This is a genomic window from Pseudoalteromonas sp. ECSMB14103 (assembly GCF_000813065.1).
Taxonomy (GTDB): domain Bacteria; phylum Pseudomonadota; class Gammaproteobacteria; order Enterobacterales; family Alteromonadaceae; genus Pseudoalteromonas; species Pseudoalteromonas marina.
Map to the genome: position 1 here is coordinate 205,497 of NZ_JWGY01000001.1, position 25,519 is coordinate 231,015.

The window sequence follows — 25,519 nt, forward strand, 5'->3', positions numbered from 1 at the left end:
TTATTAAAAGGGTATCAAATCAAAAACCTAATAACCTGCCAGCAATTACAAAAAAGGCTAAACGACCCTGATTTAGTGTTGTTTGATGCGGGTATGCTTCGCCCCGGGGTTTTAGGAACTTATGTGCCTGAAGCTATGCTACCCAATGCAAAGCGGTTTGACATAAAAAATGAGCTGGCAGATAAATCAAACCCGCTATCAAGCACAATGTGTAATGCACAGCAGTTTACACAGGTTATGCAGCATGCGGGTGTAAACCATGATTCGTTTATTGTGGTATACGAAGATGCTGGCTTATTTAGTGCTGCAAGGGCGTGGTGGATGCTAAAAGCCATGGGGCATCACAATGTAAAGGTATTAAGTGGCGGCCTTAAAAAGTGGTTAGCGTGCGGCTATGCAGTGCAGCAAGGTTATAGTGAGGCTTTAACATGTGGTAATTTTGAAGCAAGTTATAATCCAAATTACTTTATTGACCGCCAGCAAGTATTAGCAGCAATAGATGATGCTAATACTGTATTATTAGATGCGCGTGCCTCTAAGCGCTTTACTGGCGAAGAGAGCGAACCTCGAAAAGGCATGCGAGGTGGGCATATACCACAAAGCCGTTCATTGCCTTTTTTAGATTTACTAACTGATGGCGAGGCTAAAGCTTTTGAAGAAATAAAGATAAAATTTGAGAACGCTGTAGGTACTGCAGGGTATATTCAATTTAGCTGTGGATCAGGTATTACAGCGTGTATTTTAGCTTTATTTGCTGATGAATGTGGTTATAAAAACTTAAGTGTTTATGACGGTTCTTGGAGTGAGTGGGGCGCAAGTAACTCGTTGCCTATTGCTACTGGAGAAAAGTAGCAATAGGCAACGAGTTTAAAGCTTGCTCATGTTAAAGCGCAGCGCCTCTAAACCTCTTTGTGAATAACAGTACTTAAAAATATTACTCACAAGGAGAAGTAAAAGAGAAGAAAATGAGAAGGTAAAAACGAATATTTTCTCGCATTTTTATTAAGTAGCTTTTACTTTCTAAAACCATACGGGCAGTTTTTACAGCCATTTTTACAACAAGTTCCTCGCTTTAAAAAAAACCACTTACTAAATACCATGTAGCCATTTTGCATCGTGTAGTCGAGCTCTTCAATTAAGTTATCGTTTCCTCTAAATGCTTTTGCAAACTCTATTTGGCTTTTAATTGGCTGAGTATAAAGCTCTTCAAGGTAGTGATTAATTTTATTGAGTGTACAGGTTTGGCACAAACAGCTTGTTGCTGTTGCGTCTAGGGGTAAAATGGCAGGTAACTGGTTACACCAACATGCGGTTATATTATTTACATTACAGTTAAGCACTGTATTACATTGGCTGCAGTTTGTTTGAGTCATGTTAGTTCTTATCAACAGTAGAGCGCCAAGAATAACAAATATTATGAATATACAAAAAGCGTTAGCAGAATTTATTACGTTTTCGGCACAAAGAGACGATGCAACATCGGTTATTGTATCAACGCCTGCATATGATCAAGCCCCCTTATATACATTAAAAACAGATGTGTTAGTTGATGTAATTAAACGCTGTTTGAGTGGTGAAATAGATTTAGATGACTTAGAGCTTTGGGCTAACGTTATTGAGTCAAGAGAAGACGTTGATTGCGCTCAACACGAAGGCGTTATTTATGCGCTTAGTAATAGCGAGCAAATGGGCGAGCTTGATCACCAAAAGCTTGAAAAAATACTGGCATTGTTAAAGGATTAAAGTTTAGGTTAACTTAAAACCGCATTTAAATTAAATGCGGTTTAGTATTTTTTAACAACTGACAACGTGATTACTTATGATATTCCAAGCAGGTTTCTACTTCGTTTTTAGATCCTAAAATAACCGCTACACGCTGGTGGATAGCGTCTGGCTGAATATCCATAATACGTTCAGACCCTGTTGAGGCAATGCCGCCGGCTTGTTCTACTAGCATAGCCATTGGGTTTGCTTCGTAAAGTAGGCGCAGTTTATTGGGTTTATTAGGATCTTTAGTATCAGTTGGGTAAGTAAATACACCGCCTCGACTTAGTACGCGATGAACATCGCCTACCATGGCCGCAATCCAGCGCATATTAAAGTTTTTAGCGCGCGGGCCGGTATCGCCTTCTAGTAAATCATTTATATAATTTTGCATAGCGGGTTGCCAATGACGCTGGTTAGACGCATTAATCGCAAACTCGTTTGTATCTGCGGGTATAGTGGCAAAGTCTTCTGTTAGTAAAAAGCTCCCTTGGGTTTTATCAAGGGTGAACATACGTGTGCCTTTACCTGTACTAAGCGCCAACATTGTTGATGGGCCGTAAAGTACATAACCTGCCGCAACTTGCTTGTGGCCAGGTTGCATAAAAATACTTTCGTCTGCTGCATCTGAGCCTTCAGGGGCTTCCATAATTGAAAATATAGTCCCAACCAGCGAGTTAATATCGGTGTTTGACGAACCATCAAGTGGATCAAATGCCACAATATATTTAGCGTCGGGGTTTCCTGCAACGGTGTAGTCTTCTTCTTCAGAGGCAATGGCTTTAACTGTGCCCGACTCCAGTAAAATATCTTTTAATAGCTGATTAGATAATACATCGAGCTTTTTTTGAGTTTCGCCTTGAATGTTTTCATCAAGTGTTGAGCCTAATACGCCTGAAAGTGCGCCTTGGCCAACACGAAACGATATTTCTTTACATGCCGCTAAAATAGTTCGGATTAATGATAATAGTTCTCTTGGGCAACCGTCTTCTAGCAATACTGGAGGGAGTCTACGCATTCTATTTTCCTGATAACGTGTTAAAACTAATCATAATGTGAGAGAGATTAGTTTAGAGCGCTGAAATTCGTCTTAAATATCTGTATTGTTTAAATACCGCCCTATAATGGGGGCACCTAATCGTACCTAAAACGCCAATAACAAAGATAAGATTATGAAAAAAATACCACTACTAAGTTACATATTCTTTACTGTGTTGTGCTCTATCATAACTCAAGCGCACGCAGCAATTAAGTCAATTGATGAATTTACTACACAAATGAACCACTTTCCGGGGTACTACTCGTTTTATTACGATACCCAAAACGGCAAAGTGTATTTAAAAGTAGATAAGCTTGAGCAGCAGTTTTTATTACAACAAAGTTTGCCATACGGGATTGGGTCAAACGATATTGGACTTGATCGAGGCCAGCTTGGCAACACGCATTTGGTACAGTTTGAGCGCTTTGGCGATAAAGTTATGCTGCGTGCTGTAAATACTTACTACCGTGCTAACACTAATAACAAAGCCGAGCAGCAAAGTATCAAAGAGGCATTTGCATCAAGCATATTGGCGGGCTTTAAAGTGGTTGCAGAAGACAAAAGCACGGCACTTATTGATTACACGCCTTATTTATTGAGCGATGTACATGGAGTAAGCCGTACATTAGCTGCCCGTAAGCAGGGTAATTTTAACCTTGATGAATCACGAAGTGCGGTTTACATGGCGCGTTCAAAAGCCTTTGTAAAAAACACCGAACTGGAAGCCGTGCTTACATTTAAAGGCGCAAAGCCGGGTAAGTTTGTACGCCAAGTTAGCGCCGACCCGTACACTGTTACCATACATATGCACCATTCACTTATTCAATTACCAGATGATAATTACACACCACGTAAATTTAACCCGCAATCGGGCTTTTGGAGCATTGAGCACAAAGATTACGCAGCGCCTTTAGGCGAGTCGATGTATGTTCGTTATATACCGCGTCACCGCTTAGCAAAAAAAGATCCGAGCTTACCTATTAGCGAGCCGGTTGAACCTATTGTTTATTATTTAGATCCCGGTGTACCAGAGCCAGTTAAAAGCGCCTTACTTGAAGGCGGTAAGTGGTGGAATGATGCATTTAGCGCTGCAGGTTATAAAAACGCGTTTATTGTTAAAGTATTACCAACCAATGTAGATCCCATGGATATTCGTTACAACGTAATTCAGTGGGTGCATAGGGCAACACGTGGCTGGTCATACGGAAGCTCAGTTATTGATCCGCGCACCGGTGAAATATTAAAAGGCCATGTAACCTTAGGATCGCTTCGTGTCCGCCAAGATATATTAATAGCAGAAGCGCTGGCTGCTCCTTATTTTAAAGGAGATGAAGTTGCTAAAAACTTACACGCTATGGCGCTTGATCGTATTCGCCAGTTAAGTGCCCATGAAATTGGCCATACATTAGGTATTGCCCATAACTTTGCGGCATCAGTAAGTGATAGAGCCTCAGTAATGGATTACCCGCACCCATTATTGAGCTTTAATGAACAAGGCAAGCTTGATGTAACACGAGGCTATGCAACAGGTATGGGCGTATGGGATACCCAGGTAATTAAATACGGTTATAGCGACTTTACTAATCAAGATGAAAACGCAGAGCTGGCAGCAATTTTAAAAGAGAATAAAGCCAAAGGGCTAGCGTTTATTTCAGATTCTGACGCGCGGGCTAAAGGGGGCGCTCACCCAACGGCTCACTTATGGGATAACGGCGCTAACCCATCAGAAGAGCTTTTACGTGTTTTAGATGTGCGTAAAAAGGCACTTTCGCAATTTGGTATTAATAATATTAAGTCCGGTGTTGCGCTATCTCAGTTAGAAGAAAAGCTTGTGCCACTTTATTTATTTCATCGTTTTCAAGTTGAGTCTGTGGTTAAGTTAATTGCAGGTGTAAATTACGAATATGAAACACGCGGAGATGAGCCTGTCCAAGGCGCTCAGGTTGTTGATAAGCAAGTGCAACAAGATGCAGTTAATGCCATTTTAGCAACACTTACAGCCAAAAATTTAGTTATACCTGAATCGGTATTATCGTTAATTCCGCCAAAAGCATATGGTGAGTCTAAATCGCGCGAAAGCGTAGTGGGGCGTACCGGGTTAACACTTGATGCAATGGCTTTACCAGAGGTGGCAGTGCAGCATAGTTTATCGTTGTTGCTTAATCCACAGCGCTTAAATCGTTTAGCGCAACAACAAGCCCGTAATAACCAATTTTACAGTTTAGATGCGTTATTAAAGCAGTTGTATAGCCATGTTTATAATGTATCGTCACCCGACACAATGAAAGGCAAAATAACCCAGCGTATACAGTTTTTAACAGCAAAAACGTTTGCTGACTTAGTGGCAAATAATAATGTAAGCCCAGAGGTACAAGCGCAACTTCGTTATTACTTAGTTAAGTTAAGTGACGACTTTAATCAAAACACTATGCTGAGTAATACAAGCATCGGTGAAAGCGCATTTAAGCAATACCTAGCAGTGCAGGTAAAACACTTTTTAGCTAATGGAGAGTGGCCTAATAACTTTAAGGTTCTGCCTATACCGCCAGGTTCACCCATTTAATTTTATAAGGGCGCAGGTTAACACGCCCTGAGCTTTAAACGCCTTTATAAGCAGCGCTTCGATAGTATCAAGCGCTGTTTTTTCTTGCATAAAATTGGTTTTTTGTTAACCTACTTGCCTTCCATTTTTTGTCTTTTTGAGGTGTATATGGCGTTTTTATCTCGTGCGATTTTATCGCTGTCCATTGCACTTTCAAGTACCGCTGCCTTTGCTCAAAAACCGTGTGATGTTGAACTCAGACATGGTCTAATTATTACCGATGACGTAATACGAATTGTTGATAAAGGCCAAACACGAGTGCAAATTAACAACAATACCCAGCTCTTTATTCGTGGCTATTGGGTCGATTTAGGTGAAGATGAAAGCAAAGTACTGGAGCAATTTAGCCAAGGCATTCGTCAAACAGTACCCGAACTTGTAAATTTAGCCACCGACGGTGTTAATTTAGGGCTGAGTGCTATTGAGCAGGTGGTTGAGGGCATGTCGGATAAAGAGCCTGAAGTACTTAAAACCCAACTGCAATACGTAGAACGCGCGTTGATGGATAAGTTTAAGCGAGGCGACGACTTTTTTTTTATAGCTCCTCAATCACTTTCTCAAATTGATGACTTTTTTACAAAAGAAATAAGCCAAAAAATCCACTCGGCGGTTCATGGCTCGTTAGGTGCTATTTTAGTGTCTTTAGGGGATGCGTTTAAATCGCGTGAAGGCAATATTGAGGATCGCATTAACGATATGGGTCAACGCATGGATATCATCACGAAAGAGATTGATAAGTCATTGCAAAAAAAAGCAGACCAATTAGAGCTAAAAGCATCAGAATATTGCGAATACCTCAACACCTTAGATGTCACCGAATCTCGCTTACAAGCGATTGTACCGGGCATGGCAGACTTTGATTTAGTGCAAATTAAATCGTAAGGGAAAGTGGTTCGTTATCAGACCGCCCTATAGTGTTATCTCATTCTCGGTTAACAAGCGGTATTCGCCTGGCGCTAAGTCTTCATCTAACTTAATACCCGCAATTTGCTCACGGTGTAGTTCAACCACTTTGTTATCAACGGCGTAAAGCATGCGCTTTACCTGATGGTACTTTCCTTCACTAATTGATAAGCGTAAACCGTAGTTAGCTAAGCGCTCAGCAATAGCGGGGCGGGTGGCATCTTTTTCATTGTGTAGCATAACGCCTTCGCGTAATTGCTCAAGCGCTTCGTCGGTAATTGGTTCTTGGGTTTCAACTAGGTACGTTTTAAATTTATTACTGCGTGGTGAGGTAATTTTATGTGACCAGTCGCCATCGTTAGTGATAATAACTAAGCCTGTTGTGTCTATATCTAATCGGCCTGCTACATGAAAGTCACTCATATTTGGCTCATCAAGTAAGTCAAAAACTGTTTTGTGCAAGTCGTCACTATTTGCGCACACATAACCAACTGGCTTATTTAGCATAAAGTAACGCTTACCTAAAAATACTAATGGCTCACCGTTATGTAATACGGCATCGTTTTTTGCTAACTGAAAATTATGTGCTGTGATCACCTCACCATTTACGCTTACTTCTTTACGCTTAATACTGGCGCGGGCTTGCGTGCGCGGTACTTCTGCTAAGTGGCTAATAAATTTATCTAAACGGCAAGGGAATTTCATTTTGGTTCACATTTTTAGTCGGCTACAATGGGCGCGATTATAGCCGATAGTGAAATACCATGACAGTGCACAGCACACTAATTTTAAACCTGTATAAGGCCAAAGTTGCCTCTGGTGAGCTGACGTACGATGCTGCCCAGCAACGTGCGGTTATGGCATTAAATACCTTAAGCCTACAACTTCAGACACCGGTAAAATGGTGGCAAAAAACACCAAATATAAACGGAGTTTATCTGTATGGGCCAGTAGGACGCGGTAAATCTATGTTAATGGATTTATTTTATAACAATGTGCCACTGGTAAAAAAACAGCGACTTCACTTTCATCATTTTATAGCACATGTTCATAGTCAATTAGCTGAGCTACAAGGCCACGCTAATCCGCTTACATTGATAGCGAAAAAATGGGCTAAAAACATTAAAGTATTATGTTTTGATGAGTTTTTTGTCAGCGACATTGGCGATGCCATGATTATGGCTAGATTGTTTAAAGCGATGTTTGAGCAAGGTTTAGTGCTGGTGGCTACCTCTAATGCAAAACCTGAACAGCTTTATAGCAACGGCCTGCAACGCGCGCGATTTTTACCTACTATCGATTTAATTAACAACCACTGCCACATAGTCAATGTGGCCGGTCAGGAAGATCACCGCTTTAGATACGGTAAAAACAACCACCATTATTATATCAACTTACCGAGTGATGATTTTAAAGCTATTTTTGTGCAAGTGAATTCACAGGTTACTTTTTCAGATGTAATTACGATTCACGGCCGTAAACTTAGCTACCAATTAAAAGCGCCTAGAGCCGTAATCATTGATTTTATGGCTTTATGTTCAGGCCCACGTAGTGCAAACGACTATATGTTTTTAGCATCCCAGTTTGATGTATTGTACGTTAATAATGTGCCTAAAATGGGTGAAACCGCAACGGGTAAAACGATTGTGCATGGAATAGAAGATAGCTACCAGCGGGAAAAGCAAACGCTTGAAGAACACACTTTAGACGACGAGGCTCGGCGCTTTATTGCATTAGTGGATGAATTTTATGACTGTCAAAAATTGCTGATCATCAATGCTCAGGTAAATATAGAGCAATTATATGTAGGTAAAAAGCTAAGCTTTGAATATGCGCGAACGCAATCGCGGCTAGTAGAAATGCAAAATTGGTAAAAACGCGCTTAACGGTCTATGGCTAAGCGCAAATCTAATTACTTTACTTACTGTAGCCATTTGGATTGTTTGACTGCCAGCGCCATGTATCTTGCATCATGGCATCAATTCCGCGTTTAGCTTCCCAGCCCAGCTCATTAAGGGCTTTTTCTGGTGCGGCGTAACATGCAGCAATATCGCCAGGGCGACGAGGTGATACTTGGTATGGTACTGCTTGGTTACTTGCTTTAATAAATGCATTAACCATTTGCAGAACAGAATAGCCATTACCAGTGCCAAGATTATAGACAAGTGCACCCGTATTTGTAGCTATTTTATCAAGGGCTTTTAAGTGGCCAATAGCTAAATCTACAACGTGAATGTAGTCGCGCACACCTGTGCCATCAATGGTGTCGTAATCATCACCAAATACGGCTAACTGCTTGAGTTTACCCACTGCTACTTGAGCAATGAATGGTAATAAATTATTAGGAATGCCATTAGGATCTTCACCAATTAGGCCCGATTCGTGAGCACCTACTGGATTAAAGTAACGCAAAATAGCAAACGCAAAGCGCTCGTCAGATTTAGCGATATCCTGGAGCATCATTTCTACCATCAATTTTGAGGTACCGTATGGGTTAGTTGTGCCACCAACAGGAAAGTCTTCTTTGATAGGTAAACTTGCCGGGTCACCATAAACGGTGGCAGATGAGCTAAATACTAACTTAAATACGCCCGCATCTCGCATAGCATCAACTAAGGTTAACGTGCCTTGCACATTATTTTGGTAATACTCTACTGGTTTAGCAACCGATTCGCCAACCGACTTTAAGCCTGCAAAATGAATAACGCTGTTAACCGTATGCTTTGCAAATACTGAATCTAAAAAAGCTTTATCGAGTATGTCACCTTGATAAAAAGTTACTTCTTTTCCCGTAATTTGTTTAACGCGAGCCAGAGACTCTTGCGATGAATTTGCTAAATTATCTATAACAACAACATCACTTCCTTGTTGCAAAAGTTCTAAAACGGTATGCGAGCCTATATAGCCTGCGCCACCGGTTACTAAAATAGTCATGAAAGCTCCGTAGGGTTCTTTATTCAGTTGTTTTAATTTCAACATAAAATGGCATAGTTTACATGCTTTATATTTAATTTTTAGTTTGCAAAGAAGATGGTTTAAAGTAGTTTTAAAAGGTACATCAGATTACATTTAGTTCGTTTATAATTACATTTAACAACTATGATTAAGTTATAGTTAATATATATCTGCTAGGATTATTTAATTAAGGTAAGCAACAAAGTCACACCATATACATTGTGTTATGGATTACTTTTTGGAGATAGCTATGAACTCAATTACAAAAATTTCAATGGCACTGTGTGTTGTATTGCCACTATTTACACATGCTGGCGAGTCTGCAGTTAAGTGGCATGACTTTAAAGACTATCGCGATGTGCGTGCATCAAACCAAACTAAAGCGTCTTACCATAAGCAAATTACGAAGCAGTTTGAAAAACATTTTTCCAAGCTTGCTGAGCAACTGCCAAAAGGTTATAAGCTGAATGTCGAAATTACAGATGTTGATTTAGCTGGTGATGTACGTTTTAGTGGCACAAGTGAAATTCGCGTTGTTGAACCTATTTTTTTCCCACGTATTAACCTGAACTATTCGTTAGTTAATAAAGAAGGCGATGTAATAAGTGAAGCAAATGATGTTGAACTCAAAGACATGGGCTTTATGGATAGAATAAGAAGAGGCCGAGAGGAGTCATTTGACCACGAAAAAAGATTACTCACACAGTGGTTTGGCGAACAAGTATTAACAAGTATTGATTGAGTTAACTTGCCGCTTAAGAGCGGCAAGTGATTAACTTTGGTTACTTAAACGTGGCAAGTAAAGTGAGTAACTGTTGTAATTTAATGACGGTCGTTTTTAACTTTTCTTCGTTAAAGCCATCGGTCGATAAACTTTCTACGTCGGCTGCAACGTCTAGTACATAGGGTTTGAAACGCTTTGCCTCAAAGTCAAAACCAGCGTCTTTTCCAAATAAGGCTTTAAATTTACCATGGCCTTGTTGTTGTAATTCGTCTAGTTTTTTGTCGGCATCAAGTGACTGACGATAAACAATTTTTAAGTTAGCGTTGAGTTGTTCAATTATAGAATCCATGGTTTTCCTAAAGCTTTGTACTGCATGGCCGATATAATACGTGGATTACATTTAAAAGTCAGGTTAGTAATATGAATATATCAGGTTCAAGTTTACCCGTTATGTCAGGGGCTAGCGAAAGTGGTGAAGTTTACAGCGCTTCTTTGGCTAAAAAACAGCAACAGGCAGACGGCGCAGCTGCGCTTGCACTAATTGAAGGTGCTGCGCAATCATCAAGTGCGCAAACACCGGCTAAATCGGTGACTGCAACACTTGGTAATAACATAAACGTATACGTTTAAATGTCGCCCTAAATAAGTTTGAGGTCGATAGGGGTCTTACTTTTTTGACCGCCTATTTCTCTTACTAGTTTAGGCACTAAAAATCCGGGCAGAGCTTTTAAAAGCTCTGCCATTATTTTTATTGCTTGCTCTTCGTTAATGTCAAAGTGACTTGCGCCTTCAACTTTATCTAGCAAATACAAATAATACGGCAGCACGTCGGCATCAAATAACGCTTCACTTAAATTTACTTGTGCGTCAACCGTATCGTTCACGTCTTTTAAAATAACCGCTTGATTTAATAGCATAACGCCTGCATGTTTAAGCTTTTGCATTGCGGCTTTAAACTCATCATCTATTTCGTTGGCGTGATTTATATGGTTTATAAATACAATTTTTAGTGGTGATTTTTGTAAGCGGGCACATAGCTCGTCGGTAATTCTCGCAGGTATTACGACTGGCAAACGGCTGTGTATTCGCATACGTTTTATTTGCGGTAACTTTTCAAGCTCATCTAAAAACCAGCTAATGGCATCGTCTTTGGCCATGAGCGGGTCGCCACCACTTAAGATCACTTCGTTTATATTGGTATCTGATTTTATATAGCAAAGGGCATCTAGCAGGCTTTTTTTATTAAGTTGGTTTTCTTGATACGGAAAATGACGTCTAAAACAATACCGACAATTTACCGCGCAACCGGTTTTAAACATAACTAAAACACGCGATTTATACTTATGTAAAATCCCGGGTTGATCGTTGTCTTGCTCAAGCAAAGGATCTTTATTAAACCCGGATTTTTTTAAAAACTCTTGATGACGAGGCATAACTTGTAGCAATAGAGGATCGTTTGCATCACCTTTGCGCATTTTTTTTATAAAAGGCACTGGCACCCGTACCGGAAATAAACTGCGAGCTTTTAGGTCGTTTTCATGGACTTGGCTCGATAAACCAACCATTTCAAGCAGGGTTTTTGGACAGGTAACTACATTTGCTAATTCTTTTTGCCAGTTTTTATGCAAATTTGCTTCATTTCTTTGTATCATTGGCACGTAGATTACTCGAAAAAATTAAAATAGAGGAAACGATGGCGAATTATAGCACCAACGAGTTCAAGGGCGGCCTAAAAATTATGATGGACGGCGAGCCTTGCAGTATCTTAGAAAATGAAATGGTAAAACCTGGTAAAGGCCAAGCGTTTAACCGTGTTCGTATCCGCAAGCTTATTTCTGGCAAGGTACTTGAAAAAACCTTTAAATCAGGTGAATCGGTTGAAGGTGCTGATGTTATGGATACGGACTTAGCGTATCTTTACACAGACGGTGAATTTTGGCATTTCATGAATAACGAAACATTTGAGCAAATTGCTGCTGACGAGAAAGCTTTAGGCGATGCTGGCAAATGGTTAGTTGAAAACGATGTATGTACTATCACACTATGGAATGGCAGCCCAATTGCAGTTACTCCACCAAACTTTGTAGAGCTTGAGATCACTGAAACAGATCCTGGCCTAAAAGGTGATACAGCGGGCACGGGTGGTAAACCAGCAACACTTAGCACGGGTGCAGTAGTTCGTGTTCCATTATTCGTTCAAATTGGCGAAGTAATTAAAGTAGACACCCGCAGTGGTGAGTACGTAGGCCGTGTTAAGTAATATTTAACGTAGCTTAATAATACCAATCCGCAAAGAGCAACACGGCCTAAGCGAATTGGTATAAATCCCAGCCTATGCTGGGATTTTTTTTGGAGAAAATATGTCAGCAACACTTTGGACGCCCAGCGCAAATATAAAAACATTAAAACAACGCGCAGAAATTTTACGCACAATTCGTGAATTTTTTTACGTACGAGATGTAATGGAAGTAGAAACACCGAGCTTAAGTGCTGCTAGTGTCACTGATGTTCACTTGGCAAGTTTTAATACTTCATTTATGGGCCCCGGGCATGCTGGTGGTTTGCCTCTTTATTTACAAACATCCCCCGAGTTTGCAATGAAACGCTTGTTAGCGGCCGGTTCAGGTTCTATTTTTCAGCTTTGCAAAGCATTTAGAAATGAAGAGGCGGGCAGTCATCATAACCCTGAGTTCACGATGCTTGAGTGGTATCGTCCTGGGTTTGACGAATTTGCATTGATGGATGAAATGGATGAGCTAATGCAGTGTGTACTTAATGTGGAGCCAGCAACGCGTATTACTTATCAGGATGCATTTAAACAAGTATTAGGCCTGGATCCACTGACAGCATCTTTAGATCAACTAAAGGCGCATGCTTGTGAGCACGGCTTTGCTGACATAGCTAAAAACGAAACTCATAAAGATACCTTGCTACAGCTGTTATTTTGTATGAAAGTAGAACCGAGCATTGGGCAAACTAAACCCTGTTTTGTCTATCACTTTCCTGCCTCACAAGCGGCATTAGCGCAAATTTGTGAACACGATGAGCGAGTCGCTGGCCGTTTTGAACTCTATTATAAAAATATGGAGCTTGCGAATGGCTTTAACGAGCTAACCAACGCAACAGAACAAGCTAAACGCTTTGATGAAGATAACCAGTATCGTGAAGCGCACGGTTTAAAACAAGTTCCGATGGATTCGCGCTTAATTGCTGCATTGGAGCATGGTTTACCGCAATGTTCAGGCGTAGCATTGGGGATTGATAGGCTGGTAATGCTAGCAACTAACAAAGACACAATTAAAGATGTAATTGCCTTTGATGTAGATAGAGCCTGATACTTGCCCTGTAAGCGCAAAGCTTGCTGGCGCGTTAAAGCGAGGTTTTGAAAGGTTGTTTGATTATATCGATTGTACTTAAATTAAAGTAATTAGAGGCGTTGCTTCTAACGTGAGCAAGCTCAACGTCTATAAATAAAAACACCGCGCTTTAATTAAACGCGGTGTTTTCTAATCTTTAACTGACAACTTACAGCTCTAACGTAAATGTTATACCTGCTACTCTTGGCTCACCTAATTGTGTATAGGTATGCGTTTCGTAGCCATCAAGTGGGTCGTTACCGAACTCAAAACCACGCGTCGGCACAGCTTCATCAAACACGTTGCGTGCCCATGCACGAACTGACCACATGTCAGCGTCGTAACCAAAGCTTAAGTTAACTAAGTTGCTGTTAGGCGCTTTAGAGTTATGGCTATCTGAGAAGTAGTAATCGTCTTTCCCTTCAATACCCACCATGGCATAAAAAGCGTTGGTAAAATTGTAGCGTGCAGTAAATGCATATTGGTACTTAGGCGATTGGGCTTGTTCACGGCCATCTTGGTTTAAACCAGATTGCGTTACAAAGTTATCTATTTCTGTGTCTAAGTAACCAGCGCTACCGGTTAATAATAGGTTGTCGGTGAGTCGGTAGTTACCTTCAATTTCAAGGCCGTAGTTACTACCAGAGCTTGCGTTATCAACGTAGCCTGTAAACTGCTGGCCTTCAACTTGCCATGCTTTTAACTGTATGTCGTCGCGGTGCATATAAAATGCCGCTAGGCGAAGTGTTAAAGCGTCATCGAGTGATGATCCTTTAACGCCAAACTCACCGCTCCATAAGTATTCAGGGTCGAAGCTGGTGTGCTGTTGAAAAAAGTTAGCGTCTAGGTTTAGGCCTTCATCTTTTGCTTTTGCAAGCGCTTCAGAGTTAATACCACCGGCTTTGTAACCGCGCGTAATACTTGCGTAGATCATAGTGCGATCTATTACTTGATACTCAAGCGCGACTTTACCACCGAGCATAACATCGTCGGTTTCTTGTATAAAACCGTTACTGTCGGTGTAATCACCTTGGTATTGCTCAACACGTAGGCCTGTTATTAAAGTGGTTTTTGGGCCAATAGGGGTTGCTACTTGGCCATACAATGCAATATTGCTGGTTTCATAAGTAGAGGCAAATGGGCTTGCAAGCCATGTGTATTGGCGCTCTAAATCAACATCGCGGTTTTGATAATAAAGACCCGCAACCCAGTTACCGGTTTTATCGTTAAATTGTAAGTTAGCTGATTGATCATCGCGATCGCGATTGTAAATATCAGTAGAGCTGTAACCCCAAGGGTGTAAGCCTGCAGCACAAAGTTGCGGCTCGTTAATATCATTACATACCCAGTCTTCATCGTAGCTATAAAGTAACTCGCTATCGATTGCTGAAACATTAAGGCTTACATCAAATTTATCGAAACCCGTGTAAGTGTTAGCAATACCTACCGCGTAACTTTTTTGGTTATCTTGACCTGGTTCATCCGCAACGCTGTCGCGGCTATTGTCGAGCGTAAAGGCATCGTAACCATTGTTTATATCAATATAATGAAAATTTAACTCAGTGTTTAGGTTTTCAGTAAGCTGAGAGTTTAACTTAAAGCGTGCAACTTGCTCGTCTTGATTTTGTGTTGACTCGTTCAGGTATAAGTTGTCTACGTAGCCGTCAGATTTTCTGCGAAAGTAACTAACACGAGCCGTTGTATCGTCGGTCAAACCAGTACTTGCTGCAAGGCCTGCTTCATGGCTGTTGTATGTGCCAGCACCTAAGTGAAGTTTTAAACTCGGATCGCTAGTTGCTTTAGCTGATTGCATTTGGATCATACCGGCCATGCCGTCTGCACCAAAATGTGTTCCTTGTGGCCCACGGTAAATTTCTACTTGGTCAATATCAAATAATAATGAGCTGCCGCCAAGGCCAGAGTAGTTAATGCCATCAATAACTAAACCAACTGAAGGGTTAATAGGGTCAACAAATTGTGAGCGTAAACCCACGCCACGAATTTGTATAAAACGCCCACGAGACGCACCCGCAGTGAAGTTTACGTTAGCGGCACTGCCTAATATTTCGTCTAAGTAACTTGCACCACGTAGGCTTATTTCTTCTTCACTGAGTAAACTTGCACTGGCACTTAAAGTTTGAATAGTTTCTCGTTGAAAGTCACCGGTGACCACTATTTTTTCTATGTCGCTATCATCAGCATTAGCTGAAAAAGGGGCACTCATTAGCGGCAAAAGTGCGGCAGTGATTAAAGACAAACGTAAGTTCATTTTGTTACTTAACTCCATTTTAGGGGCTTATGCTGGGGTCTGTTGACCTTTTAGTATTAATCTTAAAAGACAAACTGACCCTAGTAATTATTTTTATACCTGTGTTATAACGCAGCGATTATACGTAAAAAAACTAGGATTACTAATATGACTTTTAAAGTTGATTTTAAAGTACGTCATTACGAATGCGATTTACAAGGGATCGTTAATAACAGTGTTTATTTTAATTATTTAGAACATGCCCGCCATGAATTCCTATTTTCGAACGGTGTTGACTTTGCATTACTTGCTAAGCAAAAAGTTAATTTAGTTGTGATTCGTAGTGAAGTTGATTACAAGCACTCATTGGTGCCAGAAGATGAGTTTTATGTGTCTGTAAAGCCCGTTCGTCTAAGTCGTTTAAAGTTTGCGTTTGAGCAAACTATTGTACGTAAACACGACCAGCAAGTGATGCTTAAAGCAAAAGTAATAGGTACTGCCGTTAACGAAAAAGGGCGTCCTTTTTTACCACCCGAAATGCAAACCCTATTCAACAATAATGATTTAAGCTAACTCATATTCTATAAATAACGTTTTATGAACAAAAAATTACATTTAAAACATGCAAATTTAACGGATAAATCGCATAAATATTGTTATTATGACATTAATTAGACAATGAGTTAGTAGCAGTATGAAATTAGCAGCAATACCGATGCTTTTAATCGGTTTATGTGTTGGTTGCGCATCAACAGGGACCGTTACCAGTGAGCAGCTAAAGTACACACAATGGCAGTTATCTACAATTGATGATTTAGCCTTAGAGGAACAATACACGGCCTCCGTTAGCTTTATAGAAGCGCTTCAAGTAAATGGATTTGCAGGATGTAACCGATTTTTTGGTGAGGGTGAACTTAACGAAAGTAGCCTTAGTGTGCAAAAAGTTGGAATGACCCGAAAATCTTGCGGCGAAAAAACAGATAAGTTTGAACAGCAGTTTTTAAAAACGTTAAAGCAAGGTGCAACGCTTAGCATGCAAGGTCAAAAATTAGTTATGCAAGGCGAGCAAAAGTTTGTATTTGTTGCTAAATAAATTTTAGAGTTTTAAAAAATGACCCCTTGCGGGTCTTTTTTAACTGGCGTACACTCAACGCAGATTTAATAAGATTGTTTATTAAATCAACGAACAATTTATATACTTGTCGGAGTGCCTAAGTATGTTGCTTAGGCTGAGATCGCGAAAGCGGGATCCGTGAACCTGATCAGGTTAATACCTGCGTAGGGAACAAGCTGCCTAAAACGGGACGCTTGTGCGTCTTTTTTTATGCGTGCAATAAAGCGATACCCATTTTTATAGGCTGCAAAGTGGCATGAAGCTACTTTACGATCTTTCTCTATTCCTTTTGGAATATCTGACAAGACAACCCTTTAGTTATGAGGTAAGTCATGTCAAACACTACAAATAAATCATCGCGTCGCGAAACGCGCGCAGCTGCTTCTGAATATATTTATAATTTAACAGGGCAGCCATTTCCAAATTCTCAAAAAGTGTACGTTGAAGGTAGCCAGCCAGGCGTGCGTGTGGGTATGCGCGAAATAACACTCAGTGATACGTTTATTGGTGGCACCGACGAAAATCCGGTGTATGAATCTAATGAGCCCCTTCGTGTTTACGATACATCGGGCCCTTACACTGACCCAAATTTTGAATTAGATGTACGTAAAGGGTTACCAAAATTTCGTGAGCAATGGATTGCAGGGCGCAACGATACAGAAGTACTCGATTCGGTCACCTCGCAGTTTGCACAGCAGCGTATGGCTGATGATGGACTTGATCATATTCGATTTGATCACCTACCAAAAATTCGCCGTGGTAAAGCGGGCAAAAATGTCACACAAATGCATTACGCCCGCCAAGGTATTGTAACGCCAGAGATGGAATACGTTGCAGTGCGAGAAAATATGGGGCGTGCAAAGATTCGCGAAGAATTATTAGCTGCGCAGCATAAGGGCGAGTCGTTTGGCGCGAGTATTCCCGATTTTATAACCCCTGAATTTGTACGTGACGAAATAGCGCGTGGCCGTGCAATTTTACCTAACAATATCAATCACCCAGAAACCGAACCAATGATTGTTGGCCGTAACTTTTTGGTTAAAGTGAACGCTAATATAGGTAATTCATCGGTCACTTCATCTATTGAAGAAGAAGTAGAAAAAATGGTGTGGTCGACTCGTTGGGGCGCCGATACCGTAATGGATTTATCAACAGGGCGCTATATTCATGAAACACGTGAGTGGGTAGTACGTAACTCGCCTGTACCCATTGGTACTGTGCCCATTTATCAGGCCCTTGAAAAAGTAAACGGTGTAGCTGAAGACTTAACGTGGGAAATATTCCGCGATACCTTAATTGAACAAGCAGAGCAGGGCGTTGACTACTTTACTATTCATGCCGGTGTGCTTTTGCGCTACGTCCCGATGACGGCAAAACGTGTTACAGGTATTGTATCGCGCGGTGGCTCTATTATGGCCAAATGGTGTTTAGCGCACCATAAAGAGAACTTTTTATACACGCACTTTGAAGATATTTGTGAAATTTTAAAACAATACGATGTGTGTTTTTCATTAGGCGATGGCCTTCGCCCAGGCTCTATTGCTGATGCAAACGATGAAGCACAATTTAGTGAGTTACGTACATTGGGCGAGCTAACACAAATAGCATGGAAGCATGACGTACAAGTATTTATTGAAGGGCCAGGGCATGTGCCAATGCACATGATTAAAGCCAACATGGATGAGCAACTAGCACATTGTGGCGAAGCGCCATTTTATACTCTAGGCCCACTAACAACCGATATTGCACCAGGGTACGACCACATTACATCGGGTATTGGAGCGGCGCAAATAGCGTGGTATGGCTGTGCCATGTTGTGTTATGTAACGCCAAAAGAGCATTTAGGCTTACCAAATAAAGAAGACGTTAAAGAAGGTTTAATTACCTACAAAATTGCAGCGCATGCCGCCGATTTAGCTAAAGGACACCCAGGCGCGCAAGAGCGCGATAATGCCTTGTCAAAAGCGCGTTTTGAGTTTAGATGGCATGACCAATTTAATATTGGTTTAGACCCTGAACGTGCACGCGAATATCACGACGAAACACTGCCACAAGAGTCGGGCAAAGTAGCTCATTTTTGCTCTATGTGTGGCCCTAAATTTTGCTCTATGAAAATCAGCCAAGAAGTACGCGATTACGCTAACGATTTAGAGGAGCGTGGTATTGATCCCAATAACGCGGGTGAGGCTATTGAAATTAAAATGATTGATGTAGAAGCACAAATGAAAGCTAAATCAGAGGAGTTTAAGCAAACGGGCTCTGAAATTTATCATAAAGCGATATAACTCGATCTTAGGCTGTGGATATCTATCTACGTGCAATGAGGTGGCTACCTTAGCACAAGATTGCATGTAGTTTGTGACTCGCGGCCAGCCAATGAAGGATTTTTTATGCAGTACCATATTGCCATTGTTGGATTTGGTTTAGCAGGAAGGCTTGCTGCACTTGAGCTAAGTAAGCAGCACAATGTGAGTGTGTTTGAGGCCGATGATGAACATGCTCTCAATAGCGCAGGCAAAGTTGCAGCAGCTATGCTTGCGCCATTGGCTGAGTCGGTATTGTGTGAAGCCGATTTAGCGCAAATGGGATTGGATTCGATTAATCGCTGGCCACAAATAATAGAAGAGCTTGAACACGATGTGTTTTTTCAGCAGCAAGGCACATTAGTGGTTGCACATCAGCAAGATAAAGGCGACCTGCAAAGCTTTACCCAGCGAATAAAACCCATAGCTGGGCACAATGCTGAGGCTTTAAATGCTCAGAAAATAGCGCAGTTAGAGCCAGAGCTTACGAATCGTTTTAGCCAAGGTGTGTTTTTACCCTGTGAAGGGCAAATAGATAACCAAGCCTTTTATAAAGCAAGCTATAGCATGCTTAACAGGCGAAAAGTAAAGTTTGTGTTTAATCAGCGGGTAACTATTAAAAATGGTGAAATTAATAATCGCCCGTTTGATTTTATTATTGATTGCAGAGGGCTTGGCGCAAAAAAGGATCAACTGCTTCGTGGTGTAAGAGGTGAAGTTGCGCGACTTTATGCACCAGAAGTTAATTTAACGCGCCCAGTGCGATTAATGCATCCGCGGTATCCTATTTATATAGCACCAAAACCTAATAATGAATATGTCATTGGTGCAACTGAAATTGAATCGCAAGACAGCGGCCCTGCTACTGTACGTTCAACACTAGAACTATTGTCGGCAGCTTACACGGTGCATAGTGGGTTTGCAGAAGGGCGTTTATTAGGGGTTCAAACAGGGCTTCGCCCTGCGTTTAGTGACAACAGACCGCAAGTAAAAAAATCAGGAAATGTTATTAGCATTAATGGCTTATATCGTCATGGCTATATGTTAGCCCCTGTTCTTGTTGCACAAGCGCTATCGTACATAGGTGAGTATTAAATGAAGATTACGTTAAACGGTGAGCTTTTAGATTTAACCTCTCATGCGTTACTTGAGATATTAAAAGAGTATGGAGCAATTGCCCCTTATGCGGTGGCTGTTAATGGCGTATTTATACCAAAAAGTCAGCATAACGGTTTTGTTATAAATGAAGGGGATAGCATTGAATTGTTATCGCCCATTCAAGGTGGGTAGGCGCATGCAAGTAAAAGACACGTTAAATATTTATGGTGAAGCAATTAATAGCCGATTACTAATTGGCACCGCTTTGTATCCATCGCCAGATATTATGACGCAATCAATTGAAGCATCCGGAGCGGGGGTTGTCACGGTATCACTAAGGCGCCAGCAAAGTGCAGAAGCAGGTGATGACTTTTGGCAATTGATAAAAAATACGGGTTTAAAAATATTGCCCAATACGGCCGGATGCCACAGTGTAAAAGAAGCGGTAACCCTTGCTCAAATGTGTCGTGAAGTATTTGCTACCGATTGGATTAAGCTTGAGCTGATAGGTGATGACTATAACTTGCAACCTGATCCATTTGCTTTGCTTGAAGCCACAGAAATACTAATTAACGATGGGTTTAAAGTACTGCCTTATTGCACCGATGATTTAGTGCTTTGTCAGCGTTTAAATGACCTAGGATGCGAAGTGCTTATGCCATGGGGGGCACCAATAGGTACAGGAAAAGGCTTGTTAAATAGTTACAATTTAAAAACGATTCGTGAGCGCTTACCAAATACAACACTTATTGTGGATGCAGGGTTAGGTCTACCGTCGCATGCCTGCCAAGCGCTTGAATTAGGGTATGATGCTGTATTATTAAATTCAGCCATTGCTGGGGCGGGTTGCCCAATAACTATGAGCCGTGCATTTAAGGCGGCGGTTGAGGCAGGGCGTTTTGCGTATAACGCTAAAGCAATGCCCGAAAAAGACCTCGCAGCACCCTCAACCCCTACAATGGGCATGCCGTTTTGGCATCAGCAGTAAGGAAATAAAATATATGAATAACGTAGTGTGGACAATTGCCGGGTCTGATTCTGGCGGTGGCGCAGGTATTCAAGCCGATATAAAGGCGATGCAAAGTTTTGGTGTACATGGCTGTACCGCAATTACTGCGCTTACGGCGCAAAATAGTTTAGGTGTAGAAGCTATTAATGCGGTGTCTACCGATATTATTGAATCACAGCTTTTGGCACTTGAAAAAGACATGAAGGCCAAAGTAATTAAAATTGGCATGTTAGCAAATGTGCAGCAAATTCAATTAATCAGTGAACACATAAGCCACTACAAAGCTAAATGGCCAGTTCCACCAGTGATTGTTTACGACCCCGTTGCTATTGCCTCAAGCGGGGATGTATTAACCGAAGAAGATACCGTAAGCGCTATTAAAGAGTGCTTATTGCCGCTGGTGGATGTGATAACACCTAACACGCACGAGACTCAATTATTAACCGGCGTATATTTAATTGGCCCAAGCGCCGTTAAAGACGCTGCAAATAAACTGCTAAGTTGGGGAGCAAAGTCAGTGGTTATTAAAGGTGGGCATTGGGATTTCCCTAGTGGTTACTGTATTGATTACTGCATACAAAATAATGAAGAATATTGGCTAGGTAATAAAAAAATTCAAACCCCACACAACCATGGTACGGGATGTAGTATGGCGTCGGTTATTGCAGCGTGTTTAGCAAAAGATTACCCACTAAAAGATGCCTTTATTTTAGCCAAAGCTTATATAAACCAAGGTTTAAAACAGTCGGTTAGATACGGTGAAGGAATAGGGCCTGTAGCGCAAACATCATTTCCTACACATTTAGATGACTATCCTCAAGTTATAGAGCCAGGTAGCTGGCTTGGTGATGAGCTTGATTTTGATGTGCCGCTTGAGTTTAATATGGCCGCTGATTTTGCACCCTGTGAAAGTAAACAATTAGGCTTGTACGCGGTTGTTGATAGTAATGACTGGCTAGAAAAGTGCTTACAGCAAGGGATCAAAACAGCGCAATTACGTGTTAAAAATAAAACGGATACTGAGCTTGATGAACTCATAAAACAGGCTGTTGAACTGGGTAAAAAGTACCGCGCTCACGTATTTATAAATGATTACTGGCAGTTAGCAATAAAGCACGGTGCTTATGGCGTGCATTTAGGCCAAGAAGACTTAGACATTGCTAATTTAGCCGCCATTAAAGAGGCGGGTTTAAGGCTTGGGCTTTCGACTCATGGTTTTTATGAAATGCTGCGTGCGCATAATTACCGACCAAGTTATATGGCATTTGGCGCTATTTATCCTACCACGACCAAAGATATGACAGGGCAAATACAAGGGCTCGATAAACTTAAAAAGTGTGTGCCATTAATGCAAAGCTACCCAACGGTTGCCATTGGCGGAATTGATTTAACCCGCGCAAATGAAGTTGCTAATACAGGCGTCGGTAGTGTTGCGGTAGTAAGGGCCATTAGTGAAGCGGATGACTATATTGCAGCTATTAGCTCGCTACAAAGTGCTATAAACCAGCCAAATGGATAAGCTCAGCGATAAAGAAACCCTGCGTTATAGCCGCCACTTATTATTAAAAGAAGTGGGGCTAGAAGGGCAGTTAGCACTAAAGTCTGCCACTGTTGCTGTAGTCGGTGCAGGCGGTTTAGGCAGTCCAGCACTTTTGTATTTAGCGGCGGCAGGTATTGGAACGCTTATTTTAATAGACGATGATGCCGTTGAGCTTTCAAACCTACAGCGCCAAGTGCTTTATAAAGTTAATCATTTAGGACAAAGTAAGGTAGCGGCCGCTGGTAAAGTATTAACGAGCCTCAATAATCAAATAAATATAGTAACGCAGAGTAAAAAGCTTGATGACGAGAATTGCGCTGAGCTTTTAAGCAATGCCGATGTAGTACTTGATTGCTCAGATAATTTTACCACTCGCTATGCAGTTAACCGGTATTGCTTAGCGAATAAAACGCGTTTAATAGCTGGCGCTGCTATCGCGACAAGCGGGCAGTTAATGGGCTTTGATTTCACACAGACTCAAAGCCCTTGCTACGGCTGTATTTTTCCAAAAACGAGTGAAGCACCCGCTATTAATTGTAGTAATGCGGGGGTAATAAGCCCTTTATTAGGGATTGTTGGTTCTATGCAGGCACAACTTACGCTTAATTTTTTACTCGGGCATGTTGAGGGGAGTGCATTTATTACCTTTGATGCGCTGAGTTTAAAGCAGCAACATTTTAAAGTAGTTAAAGATTTAAACTGTAAAGAGTGTGGTGGATAAAATAAGAGGTAATTCGCGGGGCTAAACTTGGGATTAAGCCATGAGAAGCTGCGCTTCTAACATGAGCAAGCTCATTGTCTACCAATAAAAAAGCACCGCATTTGTCATAAACGCGGTGCTTTTAATCTTTAACTAAAAACTAAAAACTAAAAACTTATAGCTCTTCACTTTCTTTAATTTTTGCAAACGCAGTACCTAAGCGAGTAACCACTTCTGGTAGTTGATCGTCTAGTATGTTTGCTTTATTAGCACCCCATGCAAGCACTACCGTTGAGCCTAATTTAAAGCGACCCATTTCCTCGCCTTTCTTAAATGTGATTGCGTTTTCACCGCTGGTCGGGTAATTCCAACTAAATACATCACTACCTGCTGGTGGAGTAACAGTACCGGCCCAAACAGTTTCTATGCTAGCGACAATAGTTGCGCCTACCAATACCATAGCGAGTGGACCTATTTCCGTTTCAAAAATAGCCACTACACGCTCGTTACGCGCAAATAAGTTGGGAACATTCTGCGCTGTAAGCGGATTTACCGAAAATAAATCGCCCGGTACGTAAATCATTTTGCTTAATGTGCCATCAATAGGCATATGAATACGGTGGTAATCTTTCGGTGCTAAATAAATAGTTGCAAATTTACCACCTAAAAACGCAGTAGTATCGTCCTCAGACCCACCCAGAAGTGCCTGCAAGCTATAGTCGTGGCCTTTGGCTTGAATAAGCTGCCCATCAACTATGTCGCCTAGCTGGCTAATTGCACCATCTACTGGATGAATTATTGTATCAGCGTCTTCAACCATTGGACGAACGCCGTCTTTGAGTGGACGAGTAAAAAACTCGTTAAATGTTTTGTAATGAGACGGGTCTGAATATTTAGCCTCACTCATATCTATTTTATATTGCTTGATAAACAGTTTAATAAGCGTTGTTGTTAACGCACCGGCTTTTGCAGCTGCTAATTTACCCACAACGCGCGAAATAAAGTGTTTTGGCATTGCGTACTGCATTGCGATTTTAAATTTGTCTAAGCTCACGGTATTTTTCCTTAATTATACACGCGGCGCACGAGCGCCGGCACGGCCATCGGCCATTGATTCTAAAATTCGGTGGTAGCTGTCAAAGCGTAGTTGCGAAATGTCGCCATTGGCTACGGCTTCTTTAATTATACAGCCCGGGTCATTTAAGTGTTTGCAGTCTCTAAAGCGGCATCCACCTATAAATTCTCTAAATTCTTTAAAGCACCAAGTCACACGCTCAACGTCTAAATGCCACAACCCAAATTCACGAATACCCGGCGAGTCAATTAAGTTACCGCCAGTGGGTAAGTGATGAAGGCGTGATACCGTTGTGGTGTGTTGGCCTAAGCCACTGTTTTCGGATACCTCTTTCGTTAATATTTCGGCATTTGGCAGTACAGTATTTACTAGGGTTGATTTACCCACGCCACTTTGACCTACAAAAATATTATTTTTACCAACAAGCATGTTTTTAAGTTCATCAATTCCTTCACCGGTTATATTGCTGACAAGCAGTACGCGATAATTTAATGTGCGATAAATATCGAGCACGTTTTGAATATCTTTAAGGCCGGCTTCGCCGATTAAGTCGATTTTGTTGAGGATTAAAATAGGCTCAATACCCATGTCTTCACAGGCAATTAAATAGCGATCAATAATGCTAGGGGTAAACTCAGGTAATACAGCAGAAACCATAAGTATTTGGTCAATATTTGCAGCAATTACTTTTACCCCATCGTAGAAATCGGGGCGAGTAAGCTGCGAGCGACGCTCTTGTGTTGCTTCAATAACTCCGGCTAAATCGCCTTCACTTACTTTAGCGCGACGAAATAACACTTCGTCGCCACATACTAAATTAGATACCGTTCGGCGTATATTACAGCGAAGCACGTCTCCATTTTGCGTTTCAACATCAGCGTGCTGACCAAATCGACTGATCACAATAGCGCTTTCAACCTGACCTAAATTATCTGCCTGCCACTCTTGGGCACCTTTTTTAGCTGGTTTTGAACCTGCGCTATTAATACGCTTTTGATGATTGGCCTTGATCTGACGCGATTGGCCTTTACTTAATTTTTTCTGTTTTGCCACGTTTGGCCTATAACCTTGTTTAAATGTCGGCTTTGA

General features: G+C 41.3%; 26 protein-coding genes and 1 riboswitch. Of the genes, 17 read left to right on the forward strand and 9 right to left on the reverse strand.

Going from position 1 to position 25,519, the window contains the following annotated elements:
* Positions 1–18: 18 nt before the first annotated feature.
* Positions 19–852, forward strand: a complete 834-nt coding sequence (locus RF53_RS00850; protein WP_039036344.1) for a sulfurtransferase — start codon at positions 19–21, stop codon at positions 850–852.
* A 161-nt stretch (positions 853–1,013) separates the two neighbouring features.
* Here RF53_RS00850 and RF53_RS00855 read toward each other — a convergent pair whose 3' ends face one another.
* Positions 1,014–1,373: a DUF5522 domain-containing protein gene (locus RF53_RS00855; protein ID WP_039036345.1), complete on the reverse strand. Its 360-nt coding sequence runs from the start codon at positions 1,371–1,373 to the stop codon at positions 1,014–1,016.
* Between the two features lie 43 nt (positions 1,374–1,416).
* On the opposite strand from RF53_RS00855, the gene RF53_RS00860 reads away from it, so the two are divergent.
* On the forward strand, positions 1,417–1,743 hold the full coding sequence (locus tag RF53_RS00860) for a hypothetical protein (RefSeq protein ID WP_039036346.1): 327 nt from the start codon (positions 1,417–1,419) through the stop codon (positions 1,741–1,743).
* A 70-nt stretch (positions 1,744–1,813) separates the two neighbouring features.
* On the opposite strand, the gene RF53_RS00865 is transcribed toward RF53_RS00860, so the two are convergent.
* Entirely contained in the window at positions 1,814–2,782 is a 969-nt protein-coding gene (locus RF53_RS00865; protein ID WP_039036347.1) for a class 1 fructose-bisphosphatase, read from the reverse strand.
* 154 nt (positions 2,783–2,936) lie between these two features.
* On the opposite strand from RF53_RS00865, the gene RF53_RS00870 reads away from it, so the two are divergent.
* Positions 2,937–5,366: a zinc-dependent metalloprotease gene (locus tag RF53_RS00870; RefSeq protein WP_039036348.1), complete on the forward strand. Its 2,430-nt coding sequence runs from the start codon at positions 2,937–2,939 to the stop codon at positions 5,364–5,366.
* Positions 5,367–5,513: 147 nt separating this feature from the next.
* Positions 5,514–6,287: a YggN family protein gene (locus tag RF53_RS00875; protein WP_006792053.1), complete on the forward strand. Its 774-nt coding sequence runs from the start codon at positions 5,514–5,516 to the stop codon at positions 6,285–6,287.
* Between the two features lie 27 nt (positions 6,288–6,314).
* On the opposite strand, the gene rsuA is transcribed toward RF53_RS00875, so the two are convergent.
* Entirely contained in the window at positions 6,315–7,013 is a 699-nt protein-coding gene (rsuA, locus tag RF53_RS00880) for a 16S rRNA pseudouridine(516) synthase RsuA (protein WP_039036349.1), read from the reverse strand.
* A 59-nt stretch (positions 7,014–7,072) separates the two neighbouring features.
* On the opposite strand from rsuA, the gene zapE reads away from it, so the two are divergent.
* Positions 7,073–8,182, forward strand: a complete 1,110-nt coding sequence (gene zapE / locus RF53_RS00885) for a cell division protein ZapE (protein ID WP_039036350.1) — start codon at positions 7,073–7,075, stop codon at positions 8,180–8,182.
* Positions 8,183–8,225: 43 nt separating this feature from the next.
* Here the strand turns inward: zapE and galE are convergent, their stop codons facing one another.
* Complete coding sequence (gene galE / locus RF53_RS00890; RefSeq protein ID WP_039036351.1) at positions 8,226–9,242, reverse strand: UDP-glucose 4-epimerase GalE; 1,017 nt, start codon at positions 9,240–9,242, stop codon at positions 8,226–8,228.
* A gap of 271 nt (positions 9,243–9,513) precedes the next feature.
* Between galE and RF53_RS00895 the strand changes: the two genes are divergently transcribed.
* Complete coding sequence (locus tag RF53_RS00895; protein ID WP_039036352.1) at positions 9,514–10,005, forward strand: DUF3016 domain-containing protein; 492 nt, start codon at positions 9,514–9,516, stop codon at positions 10,003–10,005.
* Between the two features lie 40 nt (positions 10,006–10,045).
* On the opposite strand, the gene RF53_RS00900 is transcribed toward RF53_RS00895, so the two are convergent.
* A complete protein-coding gene (locus tag RF53_RS00900; protein ID WP_039036353.1) occupies positions 10,046–10,336 on the reverse strand; it encodes a hypothetical protein in 291 nt (96 codons plus the stop codon).
* 71 nt (positions 10,337–10,407) lie between these two features.
* On the opposite strand from RF53_RS00900, the gene RF53_RS00905 reads away from it, so the two are divergent.
* A complete protein-coding gene (locus RF53_RS00905; RefSeq protein ID WP_006792059.1) occupies positions 10,408–10,617 on the forward strand; it encodes a hypothetical protein in 210 nt (69 codons plus the stop codon).
* A gap of 8 nt (positions 10,618–10,625) precedes the next feature.
* On the opposite strand, the gene epmB is transcribed toward RF53_RS00905, so the two are convergent.
* Positions 10,626–11,639: an EF-P beta-lysylation protein EpmB gene (epmB, locus tag RF53_RS00910; protein WP_039036354.1), complete on the reverse strand. Its 1,014-nt coding sequence runs from the start codon at positions 11,637–11,639 to the stop codon at positions 10,626–10,628.
* 41 nt (positions 11,640–11,680) lie between these two features.
* Here epmB and efp point away from each other — a divergent pair, with 41 nt between their 5' ends.
* Both efp and epmA read left to right on the forward strand, forming a co-directional pair.
* Entirely contained in the window at positions 11,681–12,247 is a 567-nt protein-coding gene (gene efp, locus RF53_RS00915; RefSeq protein WP_006792061.1) for an elongation factor P, read from the forward strand.
* Between the two features lie 100 nt (positions 12,248–12,347).
* Entirely contained in the window at positions 12,348–13,322 is a 975-nt protein-coding gene (epmA, locus tag RF53_RS00920) for an elongation factor P--(R)-beta-lysine ligase (protein ID WP_039036355.1), read from the forward strand.
* Positions 13,323–13,512: 190 nt separating this feature from the next.
* Here the strand turns inward: epmA and RF53_RS00925 are convergent, their stop codons facing one another.
* Positions 13,513–15,612 (reverse strand): TonB-dependent receptor, encoded by a 2,100-nt coding sequence (locus RF53_RS00925; protein ID WP_039036784.1) that lies wholly within the window; start codon positions 15,610–15,612, stop codon positions 13,513–13,515.
* 147 nt (positions 15,613–15,759) lie between these two features.
* On the opposite strand from RF53_RS00925, the gene RF53_RS00930 reads away from it, so the two are divergent.
* The 8 genes from RF53_RS00930 (at position 15,760) to RF53_RS00965 (ending at position 23,376) form a co-directional block, all read left to right on the forward strand.
* Positions 15,760–16,164, forward strand: coding sequence for an acyl-CoA thioesterase (locus RF53_RS00930; protein WP_008130241.1), 405 nt, complete (start codon positions 15,760–15,762; stop codon positions 16,162–16,164).
* A 121-nt stretch (positions 16,165–16,285) separates the two neighbouring features.
* The gene (locus RF53_RS00935; RefSeq protein ID WP_033025531.1) at positions 16,286–16,684 is read left to right on the forward strand and encodes an META domain-containing protein; all 399 of its coding nucleotides are present in this window, start codon (positions 16,286–16,288) and stop codon (positions 16,682–16,684) included.
* 100 nt (positions 16,685–16,784) lie between these two features.
* A riboswitch (TPP riboswitch) is annotated at positions 16,785–16,893 on the forward strand.
* Positions 16,894–17,037: 144 nt separating this feature from the next.
* Positions 17,038–18,990: a phosphomethylpyrimidine synthase ThiC gene (gene thiC, locus RF53_RS00940; protein WP_039036356.1), complete on the forward strand. Its 1,953-nt coding sequence runs from the start codon at positions 17,038–17,040 to the stop codon at positions 18,988–18,990.
* 105 nt (positions 18,991–19,095) lie between these two features.
* A complete protein-coding gene (locus RF53_RS00945) occupies positions 19,096–20,103 on the forward strand; it encodes an FAD-dependent oxidoreductase (RefSeq protein ID WP_039036357.1) in 1,008 nt (335 codons plus the stop codon).
* Positions 20,104–20,298: a sulfur carrier protein ThiS gene (thiS, locus tag RF53_RS00950; RefSeq protein WP_006792068.1), complete on the forward strand. Its 195-nt coding sequence runs from the start codon at positions 20,104–20,106 to the stop codon at positions 20,296–20,298. It begins immediately after the preceding gene.
* Between the two features lie 4 nt (positions 20,299–20,302).
* Positions 20,303–21,094, forward strand: a complete 792-nt coding sequence (locus tag RF53_RS00955; RefSeq protein ID WP_039036358.1) for a thiazole synthase — start codon at positions 20,303–20,305, stop codon at positions 21,092–21,094.
* Between the two features lie 13 nt (positions 21,095–21,107).
* Positions 21,108–22,634, forward strand: coding sequence for a thiamine phosphate synthase (thiE, locus tag RF53_RS00960; protein WP_039036359.1), 1,527 nt, complete (start codon positions 21,108–21,110; stop codon positions 22,632–22,634).
* The gene (locus RF53_RS00965) at positions 22,627–23,376 is read left to right on the forward strand and encodes a HesA/MoeB/ThiF family protein (protein ID WP_010555645.1); all 750 of its coding nucleotides are present in this window, start codon (positions 22,627–22,629) and stop codon (positions 23,374–23,376) included. The genes thiE and RF53_RS00965 overlap by 8 nt, the downstream gene beginning before the upstream one ends.
* Positions 23,377–23,530: 154 nt before the next feature.
* Here RF53_RS00965 and asd read toward each other — a convergent pair whose 3' ends face one another.
* Together asd and rsgA are read right to left on the reverse strand one after the other, a co-directional pair.
* Positions 23,531–24,409, reverse strand: a complete 879-nt coding sequence (asd, locus tag RF53_RS00970; RefSeq protein ID WP_039036360.1) for an archaetidylserine decarboxylase — start codon at positions 24,407–24,409, stop codon at positions 23,531–23,533.
* Positions 24,410–24,424: 15 nt separating this feature from the next.
* Entirely contained in the window at positions 24,425–25,483 is a 1,059-nt protein-coding gene (rsgA, locus tag RF53_RS00975) for a small ribosomal subunit biogenesis GTPase RsgA (protein ID WP_039036361.1), read from the reverse strand.
* Positions 25,484–25,519: the final 36 nt, after the last annotated feature.

Bases quoted from the DNA above. Each gene is read 5' to 3' on its own strand.
- rsuA (WP_039036349.1), bottom strand. From the start codon at position 7,013: ATGAAATTCCCTTGCCGTTTAGATAAATTTATTAGCCACTTAGCAGAA.
- efp (WP_006792061.1), top strand. From the start codon at position 11,681: ATGGCGAATTATAGCACCAACGAGTTCAAGGGCGGCCTAAAAATTATG.
- RF53_RS00905 (WP_006792059.1), top strand. From the start codon at position 10,408: ATGAATATATCAGGTTCAAGTTTACCCGTTATGTCAGGGGCTAGCGAA.
- zapE (WP_039036350.1), top strand. From the start codon at position 7,073: ATGACAGTGCACAGCACACTAATTTTAAACCTGTATAAGGCCAAAGTT.
- RF53_RS00925 (WP_039036784.1), bottom strand. From the start codon at position 15,612: ATGAACTTACGTTTGTCTTTAATCACTGCCGCACTTTTGCCGCTAATG.
- RF53_RS00900 (WP_039036353.1), bottom strand. From the start codon at position 10,336: ATGGATTCTATAATTGAACAACTCAACGCTAACTTAAAAATTGTTTAT.
- RF53_RS00945 (WP_039036357.1), top strand. From the start codon at position 19,096: ATGCAGTACCATATTGCCATTGTTGGATTTGGTTTAGCAGGAAGGCTT.
- epmA (WP_039036355.1), top strand. From the start codon at position 12,348: ATGTCAGCAACACTTTGGACGCCCAGCGCAAATATAAAAACATTAAAA.
- RF53_RS00870 (WP_039036348.1), top strand. From the start codon at position 2,937: ATGAAAAAAATACCACTACTAAGTTACATATTCTTTACTGTGTTGTGC.
- RF53_RS00965 (WP_010555645.1), top strand. From the start codon at position 22,627: ATGGATAAGCTCAGCGATAAAGAAACCCTGCGTTATAGCCGCCACTTA.
- thiS (WP_006792068.1), top strand. From the start codon at position 20,104: ATGAAGATTACGTTAAACGGTGAGCTTTTAGATTTAACCTCTCATGCG.
- epmB (WP_039036354.1), bottom strand. From the start codon at position 11,639: ATGATACAAAGAAATGAAGCAAATTTGCATAAAAACTGGCAAAAAGAA.
- RF53_RS00860 (WP_039036346.1), top strand. From the start codon at position 1,417: ATGAATATACAAAAAGCGTTAGCAGAATTTATTACGTTTTCGGCACAA.
- RF53_RS00955 (WP_039036358.1), top strand. From the start codon at position 20,303: ATGCAAGTAAAAGACACGTTAAATATTTATGGTGAAGCAATTAATAGC.
- thiE (WP_039036359.1), top strand. From the start codon at position 21,108: ATGAATAACGTAGTGTGGACAATTGCCGGGTCTGATTCTGGCGGTGGC.
- RF53_RS00875 (WP_006792053.1), top strand. From the start codon at position 5,514: ATGGCGTTTTTATCTCGTGCGATTTTATCGCTGTCCATTGCACTTTCA.
- RF53_RS00855 (WP_039036345.1), bottom strand. From the start codon at position 1,373: ATGACTCAAACAAACTGCAGCCAATGTAATACAGTGCTTAACTGTAAT.
- galE (WP_039036351.1), bottom strand. From the start codon at position 9,242: ATGACTATTTTAGTAACCGGTGGCGCAGGCTATATAGGCTCGCATACC.
- RF53_RS00935 (WP_033025531.1), top strand. From the start codon at position 16,286: ATGAAATTAGCAGCAATACCGATGCTTTTAATCGGTTTATGTGTTGGT.
- RF53_RS00895 (WP_039036352.1), top strand. From the start codon at position 9,514: ATGAACTCAATTACAAAAATTTCAATGGCACTGTGTGTTGTATTGCCA.
- RF53_RS00865 (WP_039036347.1), bottom strand. From the start codon at position 2,782: ATGCGTAGACTCCCTCCAGTATTGCTAGAAGACGGTTGCCCAAGAGAA.
- thiC (WP_039036356.1), top strand. From the start codon at position 17,038: ATGTCAAACACTACAAATAAATCATCGCGTCGCGAAACGCGCGCAGCT.
- RF53_RS00930 (WP_008130241.1), top strand. From the start codon at position 15,760: ATGACTTTTAAAGTTGATTTTAAAGTACGTCATTACGAATGCGATTTA.